The sequence below is a fragment of the Maledivibacter sp. genome, assembly GCA_025210375.1.
Taxonomy (GTDB): domain Bacteria; phylum Bacillota; class Clostridia; order Peptostreptococcales; family Caminicellaceae; genus JAOASB01.
The window spans coordinates 106,212-132,033 of sequence record JAOASB010000052.1 but is presented as its reverse complement, the minus strand read 5'-3'; the positions used below and the strand labels follow the sequence as shown (position 1 = coordinate 132,033).

Sequence of the window (25,822 nt, the reverse complement as noted above, 5' to 3'; positions counted from 1 at the left end):
CTCCAAAAATTAATTTATTCTTAATTCTCTTTCATGATAAATATTCTATCTGCCACAAAATCAAAAATCTCATTTTTATTTTCACCATAAATAAATACTTCATCATCTTCATCAAGGTCTTTGAAATCTCTAGAACTACCATTTTTAGACATTATACGTGCATCATCTACGGAAACCGTATAACTCTTTATCTCACCATTTTCAGTGACCTTTATTGTTATTGCCTCGAAATCATCATGTACTTTTGTTATTATCCCTGACAGTGAATTGCTAGTTTCCACCCTTTCTGCATCAATATCCGTTACCACATCACTCTCTATATCTAATTCAACTCTATAATCAATCTTCAATTCACTAATTTCGACATTTCTATCATCATCAATATCTATGTCTACATCTGGGGAAAGGGCATATGTTTTCTCTTCTCCAGCATCATTTAGAATTGTGATCTTGTTTACAGCACCTAATATTATTTCAGTTATTACACCCTCATCGTCTTCTTCAATACTAGTAGAAACTATCTTAACCACCTTATCATGCTCAGTGGTTATAGTTACTATATCACCCTTCACTAAGTTCATCAAGGTTGTCTTCCTATTGTTTTTTCTAACCTCTACATCTTCATCTACCTCAAGCTCATATATCTTTTGAGTGGCAGCTTTTATCTTTATCTTAGGAACTCCACTGAAATAAATACCTGTTTCAAGTATACCTTCATATACCCTCGTCTTAGATTGGGCACTTATTTGCTTTATAAAATCACCCTCAGCAACGATAGATATTGAATCTCCCTTTTCAAGCTCCGTAGGCTTTGCCGTTATATCATTAAGCTTTACAACTGTGTCACTATCAATCTTATAGGTTCTTTTTCTACTGGTATTTTCTTTGTCCCTGATGGTTAATAGATAATACCCCTCCATCTTAACTACACTATATACTTCTCCTTCAGAGTCCGATAAGGTGATATCAACTTCAGCCTTCACTACGACTCCATCCTCATCAAGATATACCTTTATATTTTCCTTTTCCTCAAGATTGCTAAAACGAGAGTTTTTCCCATCTATTACTATATTTGCATCCTCGTGGAATTTATAAATGTTTTTATCCCCGTTGCTATTCTCAACTACTATTGAATCATTATCATCGACTACAAGTACTATTTTACCTTCCTTAGTTGTCAATTCCTTTTCTGGCTCTACCTTTACTTCTAAATCATCTAGTATATCGTAGCTCAATGAAAGCATTTTTGCTGCAGCTGCCCGCATGATAGGCTTATTTGGATTAAAATTACCATTTTCATCACCCTCTACAATGCCTTTTCTCACTAATAAATCCACATATTTAGCATCCGCAACTGAAATAAATGCTTTATCCTTAAATCCAAGGGATATAATGTTCTGGTTCAAGTCTTCCTTTAAATATTTATTCAATGCCTTACCTATATATACAGATACCTCAATTCTTTTAGCATTTTCTGAAGTCCCATCGGACTTTGAAAAGCTTCTAAGGTCATATGACTTGATTATATCGTTTTCTAGGGCATAAGCCACTGCCTGTCTTGCCCATGAAGGTATATTATATTGAGTTAAAACCATACTATTTTTAAATACCATGCTATCTAAATCCACACCATCTAATTTATCCGCAGCCTTTACTGCTCTAAATATCATAACAATGGTTTGTAACTTACTAACATTCACCGACGGTCTAAAGGTAGCATCATCATATCCCGTTACTATTCCCTTCTTTGCCATCTTTTCTACATAATCCTTTGCCCAATGTCCATCTGTGACATCAGTAAAACTTTGAAGTGCTAGTACTCCTATTGTGTTGGATAAAAGTAATACAGATACGGTTACTAATACAACTAGTATTTTGTTTGTCTTTTTCATTCACTTTACCTCCTATGTAGTTTGTAGTAAGATTCCCATATTATGTAGTTGTAGAAAAATGCTTTTCCACAATATTTCACACATTTTTTATTAACAAACCGAGATATGGATATAGATTTGTTAATAAAAAATGTATAACTTTAATTTTGTCATATGTACATATGCCCTTGTAAAGTTTAATCTACATAGGGTAAATCATACATCTTATATATTATTCTATATAAAAAAAAGAAATCCTCTACTATATAAGGAAATTATACAATTTCTGAGGTGTTTATGCAATTTTCTTTACATCCTTTTTTTAACTTTTTTTAGTCTAAAAAAATCCTCCCTTTCTTTTTCCTCTAAAGCCTCAGAAATAAATTTAGCTTGATTTTTATATTTAGGTATTTGTATCTTTTCCAATGCATTTGCCCTTTTTTGGGTCTTCTTAATTTCCATAGCCAACTTATAAACTGAGTTTTCTATCTCTGACAACTCATATATAAGATGCTTAACCTCCCTAAATTTTGTTACAGCTATATCCATAGCTGGATTGGTTCTAAAAAATCCATAGTAGGGCCTTAGGACTTTTTGCTCAAATTTTACCGTTGGAATCTCAACTCCCATAATACTTTTAAGAAGTATTTCATATTCTTCAACCTTGGGAATAGATATGGAAACCTCTTCAACATTATTTACTCCCATGGTCACATTAACTACCTCAAGGGCTCTATAGGCCTCTTCAAAGGTAGCAGTTATTCTCCTTTGTACGTCCTTAACCCTATGAATAAGTCCCATCATTTCCCTTACCAAAACACTCCTCTTCTTATCCAAAAGCTCATATCCCTTTTCAGAAAAATCCAAAAGGCTCTTTGCTTTTATTAGGTTTGCTTTAGTTGGAGTGATATTTTGCATATCTGGTCATTCCCTTCAAAAAAAACATTCAATATATCTCATTCTCTATAATATCTCTCTATCATCTCTGGGCTCAATCTGTCTAATTCTTCCTTGGGCAGTATCCCTAGTATTTTCCACCCTAAGTCAAGGCTTTCTTCTATGCTTCTATTTTCATCAAAGTCTTGGGTTACAAATTTGCCCTCAAAATTTTTCCCAAACTGCATATACTTTTTATCCATATCCGATAAATCATCCTCACCTATTATTTGAGCCAAGGCTCTTACCTCTTGGACTCTAGAATAGGATGCAAAAAGCTGGTTTGATACTTCGGGGTGATCCTCCCTTGTATATCCCTTACCTATTCCATCCTTCATCAATCTAGAAAGTGATGGCAATATATTTACTGGGGGATAAATATTGTTTTGATAAAGTTCTCTTCCTAAAACTATCTGTCCCTCTGTGATATATCCTGTCAAATCGGGAACGGGATGGGTTATATCATCATTGGGCATTGTGAGTATAGGCAACAATGTTATGGACCCTTTGCTATCCTTCATCATTCCCGCTCTTTCGTATAATGCTGCAAGGTCTGAATAAAGATATCCCGGATACCCCTTTCTGCTGGGAACCTCTTCTCTAGCAGAAGAAATCTCCCTAAGGGCTTCACAATAGCTGGTTATATCAGTCATTATTACAAGTATATGCATTCCCTCTTCAAAGGCAAGATATTCAGCGGCTGTCAAAGCACATCTAGGAGTAATTGTTCTCTCAACGATGGGATCATCGGCAAGATTTAGGTACATGGCAACCCTTTCTATTGCTCCAGATTCCTCAAAGCTTCTTTTAAAATAGTTCGCATCATCATGCTTTACCCCTATGGCTGCAAACACTATCCCAAATTCTTCCTCACTGTCTGAACTGATCTTAGCCTGCTTAACTATTTGAGCCGCCAATTCATTATGGGACATACCGCTTCCAGAAAATATGGGAAGCTTCTGCCCTCTTATCAAAGTGGCTAGGCTATCTATTGAAGAAATTCCCGTTTGTATATAGTTCCTTGGATATTTCCTTGCCACGGGATTTATAGGTCTTCCATTGACATTATATTTATTGTCACTGTATATTTTTCCACCATTATCAATGGGGTATCCAATGCCATTAAAGGTTCTACCTAATATCTCCCTTGAAAGGGGTATTTCAAAGGGCTTAGCCGTAAACCTCACAGATGTGTTGCTTGTGGACAATCCAGCTGTGCCTTCAAAAACCTGGGCCACCACCTTGTCCTCTTCTATCTTTATTACCTTTCCCTTTCTTTTTCCATCCTCAATATCTATATCTATAATTTCACCATAGGATGCATCCTCAACCTCGGATAACATTATCAATGGGCCTTCTATTTTATCCAATCTCAAGTATTCCTTCTTCATGAAATCACGTCCTAATATATAATGATCTGTGCTTCTTATCCTTCATACCGCTCTAAAAGATTATCATAATACTCATCTATTTCTTCTTTCAATGCCTCTATTCCCCTAAAATCGTCATTGGGAATAGTGTATTTTAGCTTGGTTACATCACTAAAGATTTTTTTATCCTTTATTTGAGATATAGGTATGCCCTTCTTTATACCTTCAAAGGCCCTTGTACATAAATAATCTATAACCATTAACATTTCATACTGTTTATTTATGGGCACATAGGTATCCACCTTATGAAAGGCATTTTGCTGCAGAAAACCTATTTTTATAACCTTTGATATCTCAAGTATAAGCCTTTGATCATCGGGAAGTACATCCTCACCCACAAGCTGCACAATCTCCTGGAGCTTGTTTTCCTTGTGAAGTATCTCCATGAATTTATTCCTAATCTCCAAGGCATCCTCGCCAACATTTTCACTATACCAATGATGGAGTATCTTTATATATCCGCTATAACTTGTAAGCCAGTTGATTGCAGGATAATGCCTGGCATAGGCAAGCCTCTTATCCAGACCTAGAAAGGCGTTCACATACCTTTTAGTATTCTCAGTTACTGGTTCAGAAAAATCTCCACCGGCAGGTGAAACGGCACCTATGATCGTCACCGATGCCTCTTCCTCATTCAAAGTCGTTACATATCCTGCCCTTTCATAAAACTCCGCAAGTCTTGAGGGCAAATAAGCGGGATATCCTTCCTCCGCAGGCATTTCTTCAAGTCTTCCCGATATCTCCCTTAGGGCCTCTGCCCATCTGGAGGTGGAATCAGCCATAACAGCGACATGATATCCCATGTCTCTAAAATACTCCGCCATTGTGATTCCCGTGTATATGCTGGCTTCTCTAGCGGCAACGGGCATGTTAGAGGTATTAGCTATTAATATGGTTCTCTCCATTATTGGTTTATCGGTTTTAGGATCAATAAGCTTTGGAAAATCCTCTAAAACCTCGGTCATCTCGTTTCCACGCTCACCACAGCCTATATAAACTATGATATCTGCATCGGACCATTTTGCAAGCTGATGCTGGGTCATGGTTTTACCAGTTCCAAAGCCTCCAGGTATGGCGGCAGTTCCACCCTTAGCTATGGGAAAAAACATATCCAAAACCCTTTGCCCAGTTATGAGGGGAATATCAATAGGAAGTCTCTCTGTGACTGGTCTCGGCTCTCTTACAGACCATTTCTGATACATCCTTAGATCATGTTGATTTCCCTTTTCATCTTCTATGGCTACCAAATTTTCTTCGATATTGTATTTACCATCCTCCACAGTCCACTTTACCCTTCCATTCACTCCCGGAGGTACAAGTAATCTATGGGTTATAAGGGATGTTTCCTGAACCCTTCCAAAAATAGTTCCTTCCCTTAAGTTATCCCCTTCCCCTACTAAAATCTTTACATCCCATTTCTTCTCTTCATCGATGGATATGAGTCCTATACCTTCTGCTATAAAACTTCCAGAAATTTCATTTATTTTTTTTAAAGGTCTTTCTATACCATCAAAAATATTTCCTAACATTCCCGGTCCGAGCTTTAGAGATAAAGGCTTCCCCGTTGATATGACCCTTTCTCCGGGCCTTAATCCCTCGGTTTCCTCATAGACCTGTATAGTCCCTTCATCCCCTTCTATGGATATTACTTCACCTATGAGCTTCTTATTCCCTACCATTACCATTTCTCTCATCTTAAAATCAGACATTTTTTTTGCTCTGACAACAGGACCATTTATGAGAGTTATGATTCCTGATCTAATCATCCCATCACCTCGTGCTACCGTCTTTTTTGTCATCCCCTATGGTTGAAGCTTAAAAACCGCTCTCTCTACTATTTCCTATCCAGGGCATCATATAATACCCTACCAATCATATTTCTATTATCCTCTATCCTAGTCTTTATGGTGCAGTCTACTTTAACTGTTTTTTCCCTATCTATAGCTATTACTCCCCCTATTAATCCAGGTTCTAGGCTTTGAATCTGTGTGTTTTCACTGTCAAAGCCATTCTCTCTTACTGTATTTATGATTAATTCCCTGTATCTATCCCTGTCCTTATCTGTTAAAAACAGTATTATAGATTTTTTATTTTTTAAATTTTCAAGGGCTTCACATAAACTATTCACAATATAACCCTTGTAGTCGTCTTCATATGTAAATTGAACGGCCTTTCCCTCTATATTTCCTATGAGCTTTTCCAACAATTCTTCCTTCTTACTTAAAACAATCCTTTTACCTTCAACCTTTGCCCTTGAAATCAAACGATTTTTTTGTATTTCTCCCCTACCAGTTATATTTATAATTAATTTATGGGCCCTTTCACTTATCTCCGATTTATGGCCCTGAATTATTTCATTATTTTTTTCATCTATTTCTTTTTTCTTTTCCTCATATTCTCTTTGTACCTTTTCAAGCACCAATTTTGTGAATACATCGAGTTTCTCTTCCACTGTAATCATAATTACCACCTCATATCTTGATTCCAATTGACTCCCTTATATATTTAGATATATAATCTTCTCTTTTCTTCACATCTCTACCGGGTATTGCCGTAATCAATGGATATTCCCTTTCTAATTTTATTTTCATGATCTCATCTTCAGCCATCAATAATATACTCTCCGTAATGATTACAATTCCCACACTATCATCGGACAATACTTTCTTGAGCTGATCTAATATATCCTTCCTGGTATTAACGAGAACCCCTTCAATGCCACCGAGTCTCATTCCTATAAGGGTATCCTTATCATCACATATTAAATAGGATCTCATGATAAAACCCTATAATCTACCAAGTATCAATATGGAGATGATCAATCCATATATGGCTATACCTTCGGCTAGGCCAACAAATATCAAGGTTTTTCCAAGTATCTTTGGATCTTCCGATACCGCTCCTAATGCGGAAGAACCAACTGCTCCAACTGCATAGCCTGCTCCTATGGTTGCAAGACCAGTACAAAGAGCCGCTGCGATAAATCCTAAGCCCGAAGGATTTGCTCCCCCCTGGGGTATAGCCAAAACTATATCGGGTACTAGGATTATAAGAGCCATAAGCATCATTGGAATAAAGGTAAATAAATTGAACTTAAGTGCCTTTTTGAGCTTTGGCTTTGATCCCTCATAATTCATATATGCCATCATCATTCCAGAACCTATTGTTAACATCACAATGATTATTGAAGAAATTAGTATGTATTTCATGTTTATTACCCCCAGTTAATATTTAGCCCCTAATTTCACCGGCTCAAATTCTATTCCCTCACCCTTATAATATTTACTGAAAAGCTCATAGTATTGTAGCCTTAACCCCTGAATAAATACTATTAAGCCTTCAAGGAATATTATAATGATGTTGCCTATTAGAAAAATGATTATGCTTCCCGCAAAATTGTTCATGAGCTTTGCCATGGTTTGAAAGGCTATGAAAAGTCCAACATGATTAAGGGCAAATGCTCCTACCCTTATAAAGGAAATCGTATTACTCATCATGCTAAGTAGAGTTTCAAATATATCAAAGCCACTTTCTATATAGTAGCTAGATATCTCCTCGTGATATAGTGGTCTTTTCTTAAGTATTAGATTAGCCATTGGCTCCCTAACCACAATAAGGACTAAGGAAATCAATAATATTAAGTAAAGCACAGTGGATGGGATTATCTCTCTTTTAAGTGCAACATTGGCCACAAGACCCAATAGGCTTAAGTAAAATATCAATCCATTTAAGCCATTTCTACCAAATATGCCTTCCTTTATATCCCTTTGCCTTACTTTATTAACAATACTGTAGCCAAAACTTGTGATAAGCAGTATAATTCCCATGACAACAGACCCCGTCAGCATAAAGCTTATATGCTCTATGGGATGTACCAATAGGGCGGGAATAATGTGTTCAAATCCAAATACACTTCCATATAAAAATCCAAATATGGTTGAACTAAGCCCAAGCCTTGCCAGTATTCCCCCATACAAGCTATCTTTGTTTTTCCTGCTGAAATATAAACCAGCTAAAAGTAATATCAGCCCCTGCCCAACATCCCCAAACATCATCCCAAATAAAAGCATATAGGTGATGCTCAAAAACAATGTGGGATCGAGTTCGTCGTAGGAGGGAACCCCATACATCTTTACTAGGGATTCAAAGGGCCTAGTCAGTCTATTATTTTTAAGCTTAGTGGGTGGAATTATGTATTTGTGAACCTCAGAAACATCCTTAAACATAGTAAGCACCATATGCCCATATTTCTCAAACCGCTTTTCGATTCTTTTCTTGTCTCTGGCTGGCACCCAGCCCGAGAGATAGAAATAGCTGTTTGTGCAGGCAGTTTCCTTTTTTATCTGAACTATTTCTTCCTCAAGTCTCAGTCTGCTATATGCCCTTTCAACCGAAGACCCGTATTTCTCTTTTAATTGTGCCAGCCTATGATTCACCAACTCTAGCTTTCCTTTATTTTCCTTTATTTTCTGCTCCACGTTGACAACTATCTGGTCTGGAGTTCCTAAAAATTCCTTTGGAATATCTAGCTCATGGAAATTCACTGAGTTCAATATCCTATTGGTTTCAGTTTCCAAGTCCTTAGGGCTAACAACTAGATATACCTCCCCTATTGTATTACTGCCTATATGTAAAACAATGGCGGATATATTTTCATAGTTTTTCTTAAGCCTATTTATATTTTCCTTTGATAGAATCCCTATCTTATAACTAAAAAAGCTAAGATTATTTAAGCTGCTTAGATCTACATTGGTTCTCTTTAGATGATGTATGTGGCTGTCAAATTCCTCTATTTTTTTCAGCTCATGATTATAAATAAATTTTTCTTTATAAACTCCACAAATTTCTGGATAAATATCCTCTATTTCCTTTATCGAGTCTTGAAAATCATAGGATTCATCTATATATTTTTCTTTGATAGCTTTATCCAACCCAAGATAGCCCATCAAATTATTAATTTTTTCAGATATGCCCTTGTAATCAGCTTCCTTCATATAGGGTTTAATGACACACATATCCACAAGCTCCTCGAGATTTTCCTCTAATACACACAGGGTAAAGTTACTTTTGTTTATTTCATTTAAAGCATTTACAATATGAATATTTTGAAGTAAGACTATATCCCTTGAAATGTTATCTATCTCATCCATGGGTGCAACTAGGTTAAGCATTTCCATCTTTTCCACTGCCATAACTACACCTCCCCTCAAAGACTCCCACATTCATTTATTGAATAACTCTAACTAAGAATTTTGTAGTGCTTTCCTCATCCATTCCATATCGTACTGCTTCCACTATGGATATGATATCCCGCATTTCATATTCTAAAAGATGTATAAATACAACGGCTTCAATTATATTCATCTTCTCTTTCCTTTTATAATCAAGTAAAAGAAAATATAGGTATCTTTCTATACGCCTTTCCATAAATATTTCTAGTGTATCCTTATTATCAAACAAAAAGCCATATTTTGAATCTATCATCTTATATATGAGTTCCCCTTCGTTTTTTGCATAACACAGCTCCTTTATTCTTTTAAAATTCAAATAATGGCCATTGTGCAGGGTATAGTTTATAAGCTCTTCTGGAGAAAGCCCATAGAATTTGAGACCCCTATATATCCATTGAAGATTCATAAGATCTATATTTTTTCCAAGAAGCTCCCTTAATATATCCTTATCCCTTTTATCTAACTTTTCTAGCTTTTCAGCGAGCAGCTTAAAATATAGACGATCCAATGACATTTCCATATAGAATAATCTTTTTTCTTGGTCTTCCCTTGTATATGCCTTCAATGCATTATGATAAACGGTTCCCCTCAATCTATCTATTAATCCCTCTAAATTCTTTGATAGGCTTAAGTCATCGTAATCTATAGTGCTGTAAATGCCCGAGTATACCACCATATCCTTTACATTTGCCAGGCTCTCTTCTCGGTCTATGGCCCTTAAAAATATTTTTAAATCCTCTATTTCATACCTTGTGAAAAGTATTTTAAACAACTTCCTATATTCATCGGTAAAATAATGTATGAGCCTTTGATATTGCTGCACTATATATTTTTTTAGTAACAGCTCCAATTTATCCGTATTTATCAATGACAAATTAATGCCTTCAAGTACGGTGGTATAGGCAGTATGCTCCTTTAGATATCTTGCTATATCACCAACACTATTCATTGCTATCAATCTACTGTAGTCATGCTCCGTTAAAAGTCGTCCTTCCAATGTCCTTATTTTCGTATTTATAGCAGCAAATCTTTTTATGCTTCCCATAATTTCACATCCTTTTTCAGTGATGTTGGGGGCTTTGGTGGCATTGTCTTTAGTGATGGATTAAGATTAAAATTTCAGGTCATTCCTATGGTTGAAAATGAAATTTAGGTCGATTCCATGGGGTGATATGTATATTTAGGAGTTGGATTGTTGTATTAGATATTGGTATGAATAAAGGAAAAATAAGAGTATTTTGATATGATTATTTGAATAGATGCTATGGAAATGTTTGTTTTATAGTAATGGTTTGTATATTAGATATAAGCATATTTGATGGTTTTGTAGAAGGTGATTTCACAATTTGCTCAGTTAATTATCTTTAAATATTACAGAAAAAATTTCTTTTTCTAATTTTTTATGAATCTTAGTATAGCTTTCTTCTAGCTTTCTACATTCTTTTTTTGTATGGGATTTTATTTCATCCCTTTCATTTTCTCCTTGCTTTATAAGCTTTCGGTATTTCTTCTCCCCAACTTTTTTGGCATTTTCTAGTTCCTTTTTTTCTATTTCAGCCAGTTTTTCATTCAATTTTTTTCCATTGTCCTGCAGTATTTTCTCCGTCTTTGCCTTTATATCAAGGGCCTTTCTATCTATATCCACTATTTTATCAATTATATTTTCCATGTATTCACCCCGTTTGTGACAAAGCTGTGCTTTGTCAGTTCTAAGTGATAAATTATAAGGGTTGGGCTTTTGAGGTTTCAAGTTACAAGTTCCAAGGTTTTATGTCAAACCTTTTAGGTATTTGAAGACCCAAAAGACTTGACCTAAATACTTAGAACTCTGAACTTATAACTTATAACTTAAATGTCTGTCCCCATATCATAGATCGGACCCCAAAATCAAAAGCCATCGAAACTTACCCGAATAACATTCAACATTTTGATATTAGACCATATCTCTATTATATATCAATATTTTAAAATTTTGTTAAAGTTTTTCTATTTTTTCCAAAAGTTAGTTTGTACATTCAGTGTTTTTATATCTCCTTTTCAATATAAATATTGCTATGGGCATCCATATCAAGGTATATAAAAGCAATCCATATATATTGCCCTTAATCATTTCAAATCTCAAGCCCTTTACCATAACCTCATCAAAGGGCCTTACAAAGTATATAAGGGGCCATAGACATTTATAAACAGCAACCATCGGGGCCGGCAGCTGATCAATGGTCCACAGGTATCCACTGGCTGCAAAGGTAGGTAGGGACAGCATATATGAAATTTGTGCAAACTTCAATTTGTCCTTTACGATTGAAGCCAATATAATCGCTGGACAGGTGATTGCCAATATGAATACAAAGGCAAATAGTAATCCAATGCCTATACTCCCCCTTATAGGAACATTAAAAACCCTTTGGGCTATGTGAATCGCAATACACATAGATGATAGCGCCAGTATAGCTAAGGCAATTACCTTTGGTACAAGCTTTTTGATTGTATTTTTACCTGCAAAATATTCTCCTCTTTTTACAACGCTTATTCCCACACCCGAAAACATAACCTGTTGCAAAAAAATTCCAATAAATCCTACGATCAGATAGTTCATATATGTCATCTTTGGATCATATAACATTCTATCGGTAAATTGAAAGGGCATAGCTACATTATATGATAAACTCGGCACTATTCCCTTGGCCTCTATCAGCTTTATTTGCGTTCCCGCGGCTATTGTTTGAATTATACTTACAGCCTGGGCATATGCATTGTTCCCTACAACCATGTTGGTTCCATCTACAAGAATCAATACGTCGGAGGACTCCAAGGTCATAACGTCCTTAGAAAAATTCGGCGGTATATACACCCCCATGTGAACCCTTCTGGAATCAATCAAATCCTTGAGTTCTTCCCTTGTATTTATATGATAGGTCAAATCAAATCTATCGTCATCACCAAACTGTTGTACGATCATCCTACTCAAGCTAGAATTATCTTCGTCCAATATGGCAACGGGTATATCCTCAATATAGCTGTTTATATATACTCCACCAAATAAAAGAGTCAGAAATATAGAGCCTAATGAAATCAGCAGTATGACATCTCTATCTAAAATCGTATTTTTTAACTCTTTAAATATCATCTTAAGAAATGACAATTTCTTCTCCCCCCTTATCTGGAGAACTTTCCTCAATATATTCCCGTCCCTTTGCCGTCAAAATGCCTAGTATACCAATGATCAATACCCCTATGGTAAACTTAATAAACCATACTATATCTCCACCCATTTTTGAGATAGGTAATCCCTTTAGGAACAAGTCCCTTAGATTATCTATAAAATGATAAAAGGGATAAAAATTAGCTAATATCCTATAGGGTTTTGGCATAGATAAAACTGGCCATGTATACCCTACCATTACTGTATTAGGTATGAATATGACCGCATTTACTAATGTGGCAAACATATAGTCCCTAATCCATGTGGAAATCATTAAGCTTAAGGATGCCACTGCAAATGAAAGTGCCATACTGAGTATCACTGCATGGGTGAATTGTCCCCTAAGTGGAATATTAAATACCTTATTCTGAATAAATATACATAATACGAGGGAAAGCCAGCCTAAAAGTCCATAGAAAATAATTTTCCCTAATAAATATCCTATTCTTTTGCTTTTTTCCTTTTCTATTTCTTCTCTCCTAATGGCTGTTGCCGCCATTATGGCAATTCCTGATTGTACTATGGCAGTTCCAAATCCTATGTTTAAGAAGTTCTTATAGCTTCCCGTAGGATTATACAATGTTCTACTGCTAAAATTTATGGCTAAAGCCACTTTTTGTGCTGTGTCCGCAGGAAGATTTAGCTTACCCCGCAGCAGCTTCATAAATACACCGGTTTTTAAGGTCAATAGTATCTCCGATGCACTTTTCTTGGCAGCAGCTGCCATGGGCATGTGACTGCCATCATATACCATTAATATACTTGGGGACTTGGTTCCTGTCACATCCTTACCAAAGCCCTTGGGGATCACCATTCCTACCCTTATCTTACTGTCATCCATTAAGCCCTTCATATCATCACTGTTTTTTAAGTAATACTTAACATCAAACATATCATTTTCTCTAAATTGTTCCACTATCATTCGACTAATTGATGAGTTATCTCCATCATATACTGCCATGGGTATCTTAGTCAGTACATCCTTTCCAAATTCATAACCGAATAAAAAATTGGTAAGGAGAGGGATGAGTATAATTACTATGAATATCATCTTCGCCTTCACCATTATATCGAATTCTCTTTTTATCGTAGTACAAAGGCTGCTTATCACGGCTTTCACCACCTATTTTAAAAACTGAGCAAAGGCTGTCATTCCTGGTCTTAATACCTTTTCATTGTTTTCTATTTCTATCTTTACACCAAAGGCAATGATATCAAAATTCCCATTATCATTAGTAGCTCTTTTAGTAGCAAAGTCAGGTTTTTTGTTAATTCGTACTACTTTCCCCTTAAATATTTCATCTGAAAAGCTAGGCACCTTTACCTTCACTTCTTGACCTAAGGCTATCTTTTCAAGGTCTGTTTCCTTAATCTTAACCTCTACCCATGCTTTATTTAGGTTTGTGATGGTAGCTATTGACATTCCCGTAGACACAAGCTCACCTTCGTCGGCATTTATCTGAGTCACAGTACCGTTTATAGGAGCGCATATTTTAGTATCCTTTAAATAAGCCTCAACCTCTTGAAGTCCGCCTTGTGCTTGCTCTAGCTTGCCCTTTGCAGCCTGTTCCATTGATAATGCTTGAGTAACAAGGGCTTCTGCACTATTTATATCCTCACTTCTTGCCCCTTCCTTAGCCATACTCAATGTTTGCTTAGCAACCTCCAATTGTGTTTTAACTTCTTCCTTCTTCTGCTCAGAAACTGCACCCTTTTCATAAAGTTTTTCTACCCTTTCATATGTAGAAACCATAAGATCATAGTAGGCTTGAGCCTTGGCTATTTCCTGCTCCCTAGCTCCATTATGTGCCTTTTGAGATAAAGACTGTGCCGCTTGAACCTGTCCCTTTGCTGCTTTATGAGCCGCCTCAGCAGCCTTTACAAGGGCAAGGGCCTGTTCCTTCTTAGCCTGAAGCTCTTCACTGGTTATTTCAACGATTGGTTTACCTGCCTCTATTTCCATACCCTCTTCCACGTATATCTTTCCGATTCTTCCTGGTATCTTACTATTTATACTGACTTCCTTAGCTTCTATAACTCCCTGAGATACTATCCCCTCTTCTTCATTAAATACATTTACTGCATCCTTTCCCTCAGCACCAGCACTACAACCCGTCATTAAAAGCATCAATAAACAGATTGAAATGCATATGGATTTACTTAAACTCTTCATCCTATATTTCCCCTTTCAAAATATATAATCCAGCTTTAAAATGTCTGCGATATGGGGACAGTCCCATGTGACACATATTCCTTTTATGTATCCGGGAGACTGTCCCCATTCATTGACCCTAAAGCCTTCAACGTTTTTTATTAATAAATAAACTTCCCTGCATCATTATAATATTTAACCTTAGCCAGATTATAGCTATACATTATTTGTACAACCTTCTCCTCCACATTTGATAAATTTTCCTCAGCGGCTAATACCTCTACGATTGTTCCTGCCGCGGTTTCTAAATCAAGTTTTTTAAGAAGACTGCTCTCAACACCGAAGCCCTCTTTGTATTTGAATTCTGCTATTTCAACGCTTTCTCTTGCTTTTTCCACCATATCCTTTGCCTTTTCAAGCATATCTCCAACGGTTATAAGGGTTTCATAGGACTGTTTTATTGATGTTTCTACATCTTGAAATACTTTGTCATAATTCAATCTTTTCTTTTCCTTAAGTAATTTTGCTTCCTTATGTGTATAGGTATTAGAAGGATATTTCTTTTTCGTAGCTTCAAAATTCAAATCATATATAGCTACTTCGCCTACGGCTTTTTTTATCTCCAATCTGTTCTTCATACCACTCTTTAATCCCTCTTCAAAATCCGGCGTCTCGCTTTCATCTACTAGGACATCAGTAAGTACTATTTCTGTATCTAAAGAAACATTCAAATTTTTCTTTAATTCTATAAAAGCATTTTCAAGTTCTCCCTCTGCTTTTCTGAATTCTATCTCAGTACTTTTATAATAGACATCGGCAAGTAACATATCATCCTTGGCCTTCATACCTACCTCAAAGCTATCCTTTGAAAATTCATATTGCTTTTTAGCTCTTTCCATGGCTTTTCGTTTTACCGCCAATATCTTCTGAGCCTTTAGTACATCGTAATAGTTTTTTTGTATAAGCATGGCAATCTTATTTTTGTATATATCATAGGAAGCATTTGTCACTTCGTAGGATACATTTGCCATAGTTGTCATCAAATCCGATGTTGAATTTACCCCTAATGAATCTAAGGTTTCAAATTTTAATTTTTCTGATATAGATATTCCCGCTTGATCTAGTGAGCTTTCAAGGGAAAGCTCGCCACCTTCAAGGGCTTTCTTCTTATTATTTAGTTCTGCTTGTATACCTTGTATAATTGCAGCCTTTTGATCAGCAGGTATACTATCTGGTATTGGTTGACCAGCTTTAATAGTAATACTACCTATTTTTTTATCAATAGGAGAGATTCCTGCATTTAAAAGCTGCTGAGCTTTGTTTATTTGTCCACTTGCATCCCTTATTCTATCGTCACCATCCTCAAGCTTTTTACTCAAATTTTTTGTTCTCTTCTGCTTCAAAGCGCTTAAGTCTATTTCATTCTTTACAATCTTTAAATCTATACTGTTTTCAAGACCAAGCTTAACTGATTCTTCTATTGTAAGTGATATGGTCTTACTTTCTTCCGTTGACTTTTTTACTTCTTTTATATCATCCACTGCAAAGGCCACATTAAATACCAGTAGTGATATTAAAATAGTTGTTATAAATACTCTTTTTCTCATTATCTTTTGCTCCTCCCTAAACTAATTTTTTACTAATCAAGCCCGTTTGAAGCTTTCTGAATAGGCCCAATAATCGACTTTTTTCATCATCACCTAATATGGTCATCACATCCTTTGACCATACCTTGTATTCCCCAATAACTCTTTCAGTAAACTCCCTACCTGGCTTAGTTATTGCAGCCATTACCTTTCTTCTATCCCTATGATGTCTTCTTCTAGTTACAAAGCCTTGTTTTTCCAACCGATCCACAAGTCCAGTTATATTTGCCTTTGTAACCAACATTTCTCCACCAATTTCCGACAAAGTCATGCCTTCTTCCGGAGCATTGTATAGAATCACCAAAAGATTAAACTTAGTACTAGATATATCAAATTTGTTAAAAAAATTATTATGGGTTTCTTCCAATATCTCGGCGGTTTTCTTTAGTTCAACAATTGTTTTATTGGCAATTTCTCCTATCCAATTATAGCTTTCATATATTTGTTTCCGTTTATTCACTGATCCACCTCCCAGATATTTTATGTATTGATACTAAATAGATTTATATTTTATATATTAATATTATATCACTTTATATTTTATATGTAAATAGTTTATATATTAACTATTTTTATATTGTTTAAATGTAAAAAACCTACGATCTTAATAAAGGATTGTAGGTTTTTATGAATATCATATGCTTTTATTTAGAAGCCGCTTGTCCATATGGTTGCTCTTCCTACTCCTATGACATCTTCATATTTTAAAACGGCTAAATTATAATCCAGTATAGCTTTTGAAAGTCCTAGCTTTGCTTGAAGAAATGCTGTTTGAGCCTTTTGAACATCCGTTAATACGCTCATCCCTACATCATAGGATAGCCTACTAAGTCTCAGGGCTTCTTCTGCCAATTCTACTGATTTCTTTCCCGCCTTTATTTCTTCTTGCTTTTGAATTACATTTAGGTAGTTACCCCTTACTTCCATTTCAATGGCCTTTTTAGCATCTTCAAGTTCCTTTTCTGCTTTCTCTACATTAACCTTGCTTTCTCTAAACTGATATGTAACATCTGGATATTTCTTTTCCGCTATAGCAAAGTTAACCTTTGATATCTCATAACCAACCTCTGCTGCTTTTATTTCATTTCTGTTTAATAATGCCTTTGAAACCCCTTCTGCTATACTGCCTGCTTCAAATTCCTTGTATTTCAATTCATCCTGCAATTTTATTTCCTTCATCACATCATAGCCTAATATCATATTCAAGCCCATTTTAGCATTCTTTACGATATTTTGTGCATATTTATAGTCGTTTTCCGCCTTAATCATACTTAATTCACTATTGATTACTTCCTGCTTTGCGATCAATCCCAACTCAAATTTCTTATTGGTCTTCTCATATAAATCCTTTGCCGTTTCTACATTTGCCTTATTAATATCTTCCAGCTGCTGTGCTTGAAGCAATCCATAATAAGCCTCTTCTATATCTGCCTTTAGTTTTTCCACTGTGGCATTATAGTTTCTCTTTGAATTTTCTAATCCATATTCACCAACAATCTCTTGCAATGTTACATACTGCAAATACGATGCAGATTCTTTATTCTTTGTGTTATCTGCTTTTTTTGCCTTTCTCAAATTACTCTTGTATTTATCATAGTCAACATCAGCTTGCTCTAGGTCCAGTTTCGCCTTTTTTATTGACGGACTACTTTCTATTGTTTGCTCGATAGCCTTATCTAGGCTTAAATTAGCACCTTCACCTTGAAAATCCATGCTATCAACTATATTACTTGCCCCTAAGGTTGTCCCAACTAAGGTAAAGCATAAAACTAAAACAAGAATAGTGCTACCAACATATTTCTTCATAAACTATCATCCTTTCTACATACTGACTCGTCGGTCGGTTATGTTTTGATTTTATATTACTTTGCTTTTTATGTCAACGAAAGAATTATTAATATTTCATTAAAATAGTATTAATTTAAAGATTACCATAGATATTCCAGTTAAATAGTTAATTTATACACATCAAAATCCCTACAAACATCGGATATTTTGAGATGTATAAATTAAGTTTAACTTTTGGAAATCTATACATAAAAAAAACAAACCAGAGGAACCCCTATGCAGATATATTCTTCTGGTTTGTTTTTTTCATATGCCTTAGCTTATTTTATGTAATTTTACTTTAAATTATTTTCAATATTTTCTTTTAACTGTTTTATATTGTCCTCTGAATATTTTTTTCCCGCCATTTTATTATCGTATTCAGTCCATAGGTACATAAGCTTGCCCTTTACATTATCAAGCTGTGATACTTCTCCTGTGATTTCTTTAGGCATTTTCCCATTTAATTTTTCTGGTGTCGAGCTTGTAAGCTTAGGCATCCAATCCTTAGAAAAGGTAGCCCATTCTTCTTTAGTTGGGTTCTTAGCATATTGACTATCAAGTTCACTGTATATCTGCTTTAGACTAGCTTTATACTCATCTACTGCTGGCTGTAGCTCCGCTACACTTGGTGTACATGAAGTCGATATAAGGATTATCATAGCTAATAGCACAACTAAACCCAATCTTTTCTTAATCATTTAGTAATCCATTCCCTTCTAGTTTTTTTCTTTGGTGCTATAGAAATTCCAGTCAAAACTTTAATTTATGCACATTAAAAATCCCCGGAAACATGGGATATTTACATATGTATAAATTAAGATTTCCCCTAGACTCTCTATATTTGTTATTACTACATATATTATAAATAAAAGTTGTATTCAAGTCTAGATATTTATGGCAAATATTGATTAAGGAAGACATTTAAAAAATGGCAAAAAAAAACTAACAGCTTCTTTCTATTAGTTTCTATCCAACAGCTTTCTTTAATTTTTCTATAAAACTATGATCCTGTTCATACACTCCCCTAAAACAACCAGGATAACCGTCCCCGCCGTTGAGAATCCCCTTGTGTCCTATATGTTTACTTTATAGCTCTTATTTGATTAATAACATTATCATGTTTTTTAACTTTATTTGTAAGAGCTGTTACCTTACCTTGAATATCTGCCAAAGTAAATTGCATTTTCTCTTGCTCTGCCCTAGTTATTTTTATATTTTCCTCAATTGCTCTTTGCATAATATACATTTCATCTTGACGCATCTTCATTCCCTGTTGTTCTTTTTTCATTTCTTGCTGTTCTTTTTTCATTTCTTGTTGTTCTTTTTTCATTTCTTGCTGCTCTTTTTTCATTTCTTGTTGCTCTTTTTTCATTTCTTGTTGCTCTTTTCTCATTTCTTGTTGCTCTTTTTCAATATTATCAAGTTTGCTTAATATCAATTTTAATATTTCTTGTTCCATTTTTTATACCTCCCACCTTATTAAATTAATTATATCAAACTCTATTTACTGAAGTCAAAGATTTATACAATATTTTTTCTCTCCTCCATCGCCTTCGGCTCAATCCTTCTCTCTCTCCTCTTTCCTGCGGTACTCTTCAAAAAAAGCCCACAACTCCTGTGCCTTTTTCCCTCTCAAGAATTAGTTTCAAAACAGCACAAAAGAACCGTACTCTTGTGTCACTTTTCTTTTTCATAAATTACTTTCCCGACTCTATCAATATGTTCCTTTAATTTTATATGTTTTAAATGAGTATAATCTACAATATCAAAAAAATATGGCAGTGGACTTTTTTCTTCTAACATAGCATGAAGAGCTGATATAGTGTCAAAATTTATATTTTCACCATAAATACCTATATCTACATCTGAGCCTGGTTTGTAATTTCCTTTAGCCCTTGATCCAAATATAACAGCTTTTTCTATTACATCAAATTTTTTTAGAGCATCAATAATATAATTTAATTCAAAATTTTTTAGTCCAAATTTCATATTAACTCCCCTAGCTTGCAACAAAGCTTTTTAATGATTTGATAATATTTTTTCCTTATTAGTTCTTCTGCTTCCATTGCTTTTCCTTCATCATATGTATGTGCCATCAGATTTCTTTTTTCCAATGCATCAATCCATGCATGTCCATCAGTGATTAGCTGTATCTGAAAAGCTGTTTGTATTGTTTTTCTAGGACTTTTCACATCAAAACCCTCTTGCTCCAAATAATTTTTCATAGTTTTCCAAGCTAATTCAAAAGTATATTCAAAACATTGTATTAATCCTTGAACTTCAAATTTGTTTAATTCTTCTTTTTCTATAAATTCTGTAAGCTGGATAGTAGCCTTTTTGAAATTTTCAAATCTTTGTTTCCATCTAATATCATTGTTCATATATATCACCTATTTCCCTAAAATAGTTATAATTATAGTATAGCATTCTTGTAATCCTTTAAAAACAAAAAAACAATCGAATTCACAAAATACGATTGCCACTAAGAGTACAAATTACTTAATCACGCTGCATGGTGGTGCAAGGCGATTAACAATATAGTAAACATACCAAAGATTATCATTAAAGATATTACTTCGTATGTACTCATCGCACCACCTCCCCCTCATCTGAAAGTAAGGTGTCAACCATCCCATGCTCTTTTCCGATTACCTTATCTTATTTTACTAAAATCTTCTATGATTTTCTACATATTTTCATTTCCTATCGCCAAACCAACTATTTCCTAAAATCTTTCTTAAGAAATAGTTTCAAAAACGGTACAAAAGAACCGTACCCTTCTGTCTGTCCTGCTTTTAATATTGTGTCTATATTCTTCTAATCACTCCAAAACTAATACCAGTTAACCTTTCAATTTGTCTTATGGATAAACCTTTCTCTTTACATTTTTTTATAATATCATTTCGCTTTTCTTTTTCAAAGCTTTGTATCTCTAGGGGGCTTTGGACTCTAGAAATTCCTTTTATAAAATCTATGGCCTCTGGATCTTTCCATCTCATATTTTGATTGTACTCTAAACATTTATCATTATTTTCTTCTAAACTAAACTCTTTGAACAGTCTTATAGCTTTTTCTCGATCTTCAGAAAATATGTTAAGGGTGACATCTATATCACAAAGTCCCGATTTTTCTATGTATTCTCTATAGCTACTCCATGGATATTCTGAAATCTTCTTTACCATTCCTGCTTTTAATGGGTTCTGGTGAATATATCGATTAACGGTTAAGAAATATTTATCATTTTCAACTACTTCACTTTTATATCGATCTTGAAATAAATGCCCTCTCCGATTATATTTCCAATTATACCAGTATACATAAGTAGCTCCAATCCTTCGAAATACTGTTCCTAAATTTTCTTTTCCTTCTTTGATTAATAGATGTATATGATTACTCATAAGGCAATAAGCATATATTTCATAACCGCTTTTCTCTTTATGATCTTTGAATGTTTCCAATAGCTTTTCATAATCTTCATCATCTTCAAATATTTTTTGTCTATTAATACCCCTTAAAATAGCATGGTATACTCCTGTACTACTTTTTTCTCTGGCTTTTCTTGGCATTTCTGCACCCTCTTTTATATTAACAGATTAAACATAAAAAAACAACACAAAAGAACCGTCCCCTTGTGTTTTGCCCTTGTGTTTTGGATAAATGAGAAAAGACCCCTTTGGATTTCTCCATTGGGGTCTTTCTTTAGTTGAGAACCTTAATTCTCAATTTAAGATAGTTACTTTACAGTAATCGTGAAATCACCGTTTTCACCACCTGCATTTGCTTTTTGAATATCTAAATCAAATTCGATTGTTTTGTCATCTTCAGTCAATGATAATGTTACAGTCTTAGCTTCTGCCGCTGCTCCAGTTGTTGAAGTTGCAGTTACTGTGTAAACTCCTGAACTGTAAGTTACTGTGTAAGTAACACCGTTAAATGTAACTGAATCATTTCCTAAACCATCCATATCAAAGTCTGAAACTGTAAAATCACCGTTTGCATATCCATCTAATGTTAATGTAATATCTACAGCTCTTGTAGAAAGACTACCAGCTTCTGCAGAGAAGTCTTTTGCTAATACTTTTACTTCAATATCTTTTGTTAATTCAATATCAGCTTTTTTAATTTTGGCAGTTAAAGTAACATTCACATCAGCCTTTCCTGCATCAGGTCTAGTTACATTACCATTTGTTTTATTTACTGCTGTATTATCACTACTTTCCCAAGCAAATGCTATCCCAGCAATTGCTGGACTAAATCCACTAGCATCTGCAGGTAAACTTAAGTTGGCTTTCACTTCTGTAGCTTTTGTGTTTGAATCTTTAATTTCATTAAAGTCAAGAGCTTTTTGTGCTGCTAATAAATCTTTAGCTGCTGCTTCTTCAGTATCCTTATCTTTTACTATCATTGTCTTACCATCAACATTTACAACAAAGTTAGAACTTTCCGCAATCATCCAAGCAACTACTGCTTCTTTCGGTAATTCAGTTTCACCAAACTTAAATGTTGTGAAGTCTGAGAATGATAAGTAAACTACTTTTTCATTAGCATCTGTTGTTTTTAATCTTTTATATGTTCCACTAGCATAAGTATGATCAACAATATAAGCTGATGATTCTTCACTATTGCTATTTTCTGGTTTTTCACCTTCACCAAAGACAAATCCACTTATATCGGTAGTTCCTTCATTTTCTTTAAGATCTTCTTCAAACATTTCTTCTTCAGATCCATTTTCATCATAATCTTCGAAATCAATGTCATAACGCTTAACTACTCTTGCTTTTGTACCATCTTTAGCAACTAATACAAAATCATATTCATCTACATCTGCATCATCTGAATCTTCTTCATATACAAGTGTATCACTGTATAATTTAACTTTGTCGTTATAAGTTTTATCAGCGTCTGTATCAATCTTTAACCAGTCTCCGTCAACATCCACAACTTGACCTACAACAAATTCAAAGTCAGAAGTATCTGGAAGTGATTGACCAGCGTCTTTATCAGAAGCCCCGATAATCTTGATTGTATCATCAGATTTTACATTGTATACTACCATTGATTCCTCTGCAATTTTATTTTCATTTACAGTACTAGTATCAATTTCGTATTTCTTAATTTTATCTTCACCATATACTGCCATTTCAAAGTAATGCTCATCATCTATCTCACGAGTTTCTAATAGGTAACCAACATACTCAGTGTCAGAAGCTACTTCGTTTGTTACAACTACTAATTCAACTTCTTCGTCGTCATTAGCCACAACTAATATTTGTTTATTTTCACCATTACCGATTAGGTTCTCGTACTTAATAGAATCCATATCGTCAGCATCTTCTCCTGTTACATCAAATACTATAACATCTGATGCTACTGTGAAGTCTTTTACTCCATCTTTTCCACCTTCAAAATCAGTTGAACTAAATTCAATTGAATCTTTTTCAATATCTTCTTTTAACTTACCTGAAGCAATTATAACATCACTGTCATCAACATTGTTTGCTTCATTTGCTTCTAATTCATCATCACCTTTAATTTCATCAGTGCTAGCATTTGTATCATCATCTTCTTTATCTTGGTTTATTACTACCATAGAATCTATTTCGCCATCACTATTTAATGTGTACTTAACAATTAAACCTTCTATTAAATCTTTTAAATTAGCTTCAGTAAAGTCTTTTGCAGCTGGAGCAGTTCCATAGAAAGCTTTATCAGTAAAGTTGTAGAAATCGTCACTATCAAAATCGATATCGTAAACAACTTTGTCTTCTGTAGAAGTTAATATTTTAACTTGTATTTCATCACTATCGAAATTATCATCATCTGTACCTAATATAACCCCATATAGGTTAGTTGAAGATACATCTACATCTGTACTAATGTGTCTAATATCTTTAACTATATCAAATAAGATCTTAACTTTTGCATCTTTACCAGTAATACTTTCTAACTCGTCACGAGCGCTTTCAAAATCTACGATGTCGTCATCTTCATCAGCAGATACAGTACCATAAGAATCATTGATGTCGTAAGTACCACTTTCTTCTGTCTTAAATTCTTGCTCTTTGTCATCATCATCAATGTCAAAATCATCAGCTGTTTCAATTACAGCAGGTGTTTCAACGGCTACAACATAAGCTACATCATCGCCACTTTCAGCAAGCTCAGCTTCATTGATATATACAACAGTATCTTTTTCAAGATCTTCCATATTCATAACTTCACCAGCAGTATTCATTACTACTACCTTATCAAAGTCATCAGCTTCAAATGTCTTATGTGAATCAGCCGCTGCAATATAGTCAAACTCATCAGCCTTTGATTCAGTAACGATTAAAGCTTCATCGTCCCAATCATGTAAATCAGCTACTGAAACGTCCCCATTATCAGCAATAACAAACTTACCAAATAGGTCGTCTTTTACATCATCTTCGTCTTTCTCTTCGTTATCAATATAAATCTTTATCTCAGATTTTCCTGAATCTTCGTAATCATAATCTTTGTCGTCTCCATCAACAAATGTTACTGTGATTTCATTTTTTTCTTTATCAATATCACCTTTTTTAACAGTACCCCACTTAACAGTATAAGCGTTGTCTGCAGTTTCAAAGAATACAACTTCATCGTCATCAACATAAACGTTTAATGATTCACCTAAACGAGTTTCTAATACGTTTAACATATCTGCATCTTCAACATCGAATTTTGAAGGTAAATTAAATTCGTCTTCATCTTCACCATTCATTTTGGAATCGTCAGTTTCTCTGAATGCAACTTGATCTGAATCTAACCCATTATCAACCTTAGGTGTCCCAGTTAATTCGATTGATTCATATTTGTCGATATCAAGCTTATCTTGTAATAATGTAACATCAGTTAAAATATAGTGAATTCCATCACTATCAGCATTAAAGATATCTTTATTATAAGAACTAACCTTTACCATTTTAGCATCTAATGCATTATTTAACATTATTGCTACAGATCCTCTATTAGCAATACCATCTGGTTGGAAAGTAACATCATCAGTTACTCCAGCGTCAGCTGCTTTAGCAATAAAGTTTCCTGGCCATTTTCCAGGTAGGAACTCATCTTTGTATCCCAATGCTCTTACTATCATAGTAACAGCTTCAGAGTATTTAACCTCTGCATTTGGTCTGTAAGTTCCATCAGCGTATCCTTTTACTATACCTTGACCTGCAGCTACGTTTACAGCACCTGCAAACCACTCACCACCTGTAACATCACCAAAGTGACTAATTCCACTTGCAGCATTTGCAGCATTTTCAAGTCCTAATGCAGTAATTAGCAACTTTGAAAATTCCGCTCTTGTAATATTTTTTTCTGGCTTGTAAGAACCGTCGTCATATCCATCTACGATTCCGAAAGCATTTAGTCTTTTCACTGCCTTTAATACGTCTTCATTTTCAACATCTGAGAATGAAGGCGCCGCAGCGAAAGCCATACTCATTGAACCTAGTACTAATGAAAGTACTAATACTAATGAAAGTATCTTTTTCATGTTCA

22 protein-coding genes are annotated in these 25,822 nt (G+C 34.6%); all 22 read right to left on the bottom strand.

Annotated elements, in window-relative coordinates:
* Positions 1–20: 20 nt before the first annotated feature.
* The 22 genes from N4A68_18220 to N4A68_18115 all read right to left on the bottom strand — a co-directional run bounded on the left by N4A68_18220 (position 21) and on the right by N4A68_18115 (position 25,817).
* On the bottom strand, positions 21–1,892 hold the full coding sequence (locus N4A68_18220) for an S-layer homology domain-containing protein (protein MCT4566233.1): 1,872 nt from the start codon (positions 1,890–1,892) through the stop codon (positions 21–23).
* 288 nt (positions 1,893–2,180) lie between these two features.
* Positions 2,181–2,789 carry a V-type ATP synthase subunit D gene (locus tag N4A68_18215; protein ID MCT4566232.1) on the bottom strand — a complete coding sequence of 203 codons (609 nt, stop codon included), beginning with the start codon at positions 2,787–2,789 and terminating at the stop codon, positions 2,181–2,183.
* A 38-nt stretch (positions 2,790–2,827) separates the two neighbouring features.
* On the bottom strand, positions 2,828–4,198 hold the full coding sequence (locus N4A68_18210) for a V-type ATP synthase subunit B (protein ID MCT4566231.1): 1,371 nt from the start codon (positions 4,196–4,198) through the stop codon (positions 2,828–2,830).
* Between the two features lie 35 nt (positions 4,199–4,233).
* Positions 4,234–6,003 (bottom strand): V-type ATP synthase subunit A, encoded by a 1,770-nt coding sequence (locus N4A68_18205; GenBank protein ID MCT4566230.1) that lies wholly within the window; start codon positions 6,001–6,003, stop codon positions 4,234–4,236.
* Between the two features lie 68 nt (positions 6,004–6,071).
* Positions 6,072–6,698, bottom strand: coding sequence for a V-type ATP synthase subunit E family protein (locus N4A68_18200; protein MCT4566229.1), 627 nt, complete (start codon positions 6,696–6,698; stop codon positions 6,072–6,074).
* Positions 6,699–6,708: 10 nt separating this feature from the next.
* Entirely contained in the window at positions 6,709–7,014 is a 306-nt protein-coding gene (locus tag N4A68_18195) for a V-type ATP synthase subunit F (GenBank protein ID MCT4566228.1), read from the bottom strand.
* Positions 7,015–7,023: 9 nt separating this feature from the next.
* Entirely contained in the window at positions 7,024–7,446 is a 423-nt protein-coding gene (locus N4A68_18190) for an ATP synthase subunit C (GenBank protein MCT4566227.1), read from the bottom strand.
* A gap of 15 nt (positions 7,447–7,461) precedes the next feature.
* Complete coding sequence (locus N4A68_18185; protein MCT4566226.1) at positions 7,462–9,429, bottom strand: V-type ATP synthase subunit I; 1,968 nt, start codon at positions 9,427–9,429, stop codon at positions 7,462–7,464.
* Positions 9,430–9,463: 34 nt separating this feature from the next.
* A complete protein-coding gene (locus N4A68_18180) occupies positions 9,464–10,513 on the bottom strand; it encodes a V-type ATPase subunit (protein MCT4566225.1) in 1,050 nt (349 codons plus the stop codon).
* Positions 10,514–10,822: 309 nt separating this feature from the next.
* A complete protein-coding gene (locus tag N4A68_18175; protein ID MCT4566224.1) occupies positions 10,823–11,137 on the bottom strand; it encodes a hypothetical protein in 315 nt (104 codons plus the stop codon).
* Positions 11,138–11,470: 333 nt separating this feature from the next.
* On the bottom strand, positions 11,471–12,610 hold the full coding sequence (locus N4A68_18170) for an ABC transporter permease (protein ID MCT4566223.1): 1,140 nt from the start codon (positions 12,608–12,610) through the stop codon (positions 11,471–11,473).
* Positions 12,597–13,781 (bottom strand): ABC transporter permease, encoded by a 1,185-nt coding sequence (locus N4A68_18165; protein MCT4566222.1) that lies wholly within the window; start codon positions 13,779–13,781, stop codon positions 12,597–12,599. Before N4A68_18165 ends, N4A68_18170 begins: the two co-directional genes overlap by 14 nt.
* Positions 13,782–13,793: 12 nt before the next feature.
* Positions 13,794–14,843 carry an efflux RND transporter periplasmic adaptor subunit gene (locus N4A68_18160; protein ID MCT4566221.1) on the bottom strand — a complete coding sequence of 350 codons (1,050 nt, stop codon included), beginning with the start codon at positions 14,841–14,843 and terminating at the stop codon, positions 13,794–13,796.
* Between the two features lie 140 nt (positions 14,844–14,983).
* Positions 14,984–16,429, bottom strand: coding sequence for a TolC family protein (locus tag N4A68_18155; GenBank protein ID MCT4566220.1), 1,446 nt, complete (start codon positions 16,427–16,429; stop codon positions 14,984–14,986).
* A 16-nt stretch (positions 16,430–16,445) separates the two neighbouring features.
* Positions 16,446–16,928, bottom strand: a complete 483-nt coding sequence (locus N4A68_18150; GenBank protein ID MCT4566219.1) for a MarR family transcriptional regulator — start codon at positions 16,926–16,928, stop codon at positions 16,446–16,448.
* A 188-nt stretch (positions 16,929–17,116) separates the two neighbouring features.
* Positions 17,117–18,274, bottom strand: coding sequence for a TolC family protein (locus tag N4A68_18145; protein MCT4566218.1), 1,158 nt, complete (start codon positions 18,272–18,274; stop codon positions 17,117–17,119).
* A gap of 317 nt (positions 18,275–18,591) precedes the next feature.
* Complete coding sequence (locus N4A68_18140; GenBank protein MCT4566217.1) at positions 18,592–18,996, bottom strand: hypothetical protein; 405 nt, start codon at positions 18,994–18,996, stop codon at positions 18,592–18,594.
* A gap of 383 nt (positions 18,997–19,379) precedes the next feature.
* The gene (locus N4A68_18135) at positions 19,380–19,757 is read right to left on the bottom strand and encodes a hypothetical protein (GenBank protein MCT4566216.1); all 378 of its coding nucleotides are present in this window, start codon (positions 19,755–19,757) and stop codon (positions 19,380–19,382) included.
* A gap of 218 nt (positions 19,758–19,975) precedes the next feature.
* Positions 19,976–20,287, bottom strand: a complete 312-nt coding sequence (locus N4A68_18130; protein MCT4566215.1) for a nucleotidyltransferase domain-containing protein — start codon at positions 20,285–20,287, stop codon at positions 19,976–19,978.
* Complete coding sequence (locus N4A68_18125) at positions 20,284–20,679, bottom strand: nucleotidyltransferase substrate binding protein (protein ID MCT4566214.1); 396 nt, start codon at positions 20,677–20,679, stop codon at positions 20,284–20,286. The genes N4A68_18130 and N4A68_18125 overlap by 4 nt, the downstream gene beginning before the upstream one ends.
* A gap of 426 nt (positions 20,680–21,105) precedes the next feature.
* Positions 21,106–21,864 (bottom strand): transposase, encoded by a 759-nt coding sequence (locus N4A68_18120; GenBank protein MCT4566213.1) that lies wholly within the window; start codon positions 21,862–21,864, stop codon positions 21,106–21,108.
* A 167-nt stretch (positions 21,865–22,031) separates the two neighbouring features.
* Entirely contained in the window at positions 22,032–25,817 is a 3,786-nt protein-coding gene (locus N4A68_18115; protein MCT4566212.1) for an S-layer homology domain-containing protein, read from the bottom strand.
* Between the last annotated feature and the right edge of the window lie 5 nt (positions 25,818–25,822).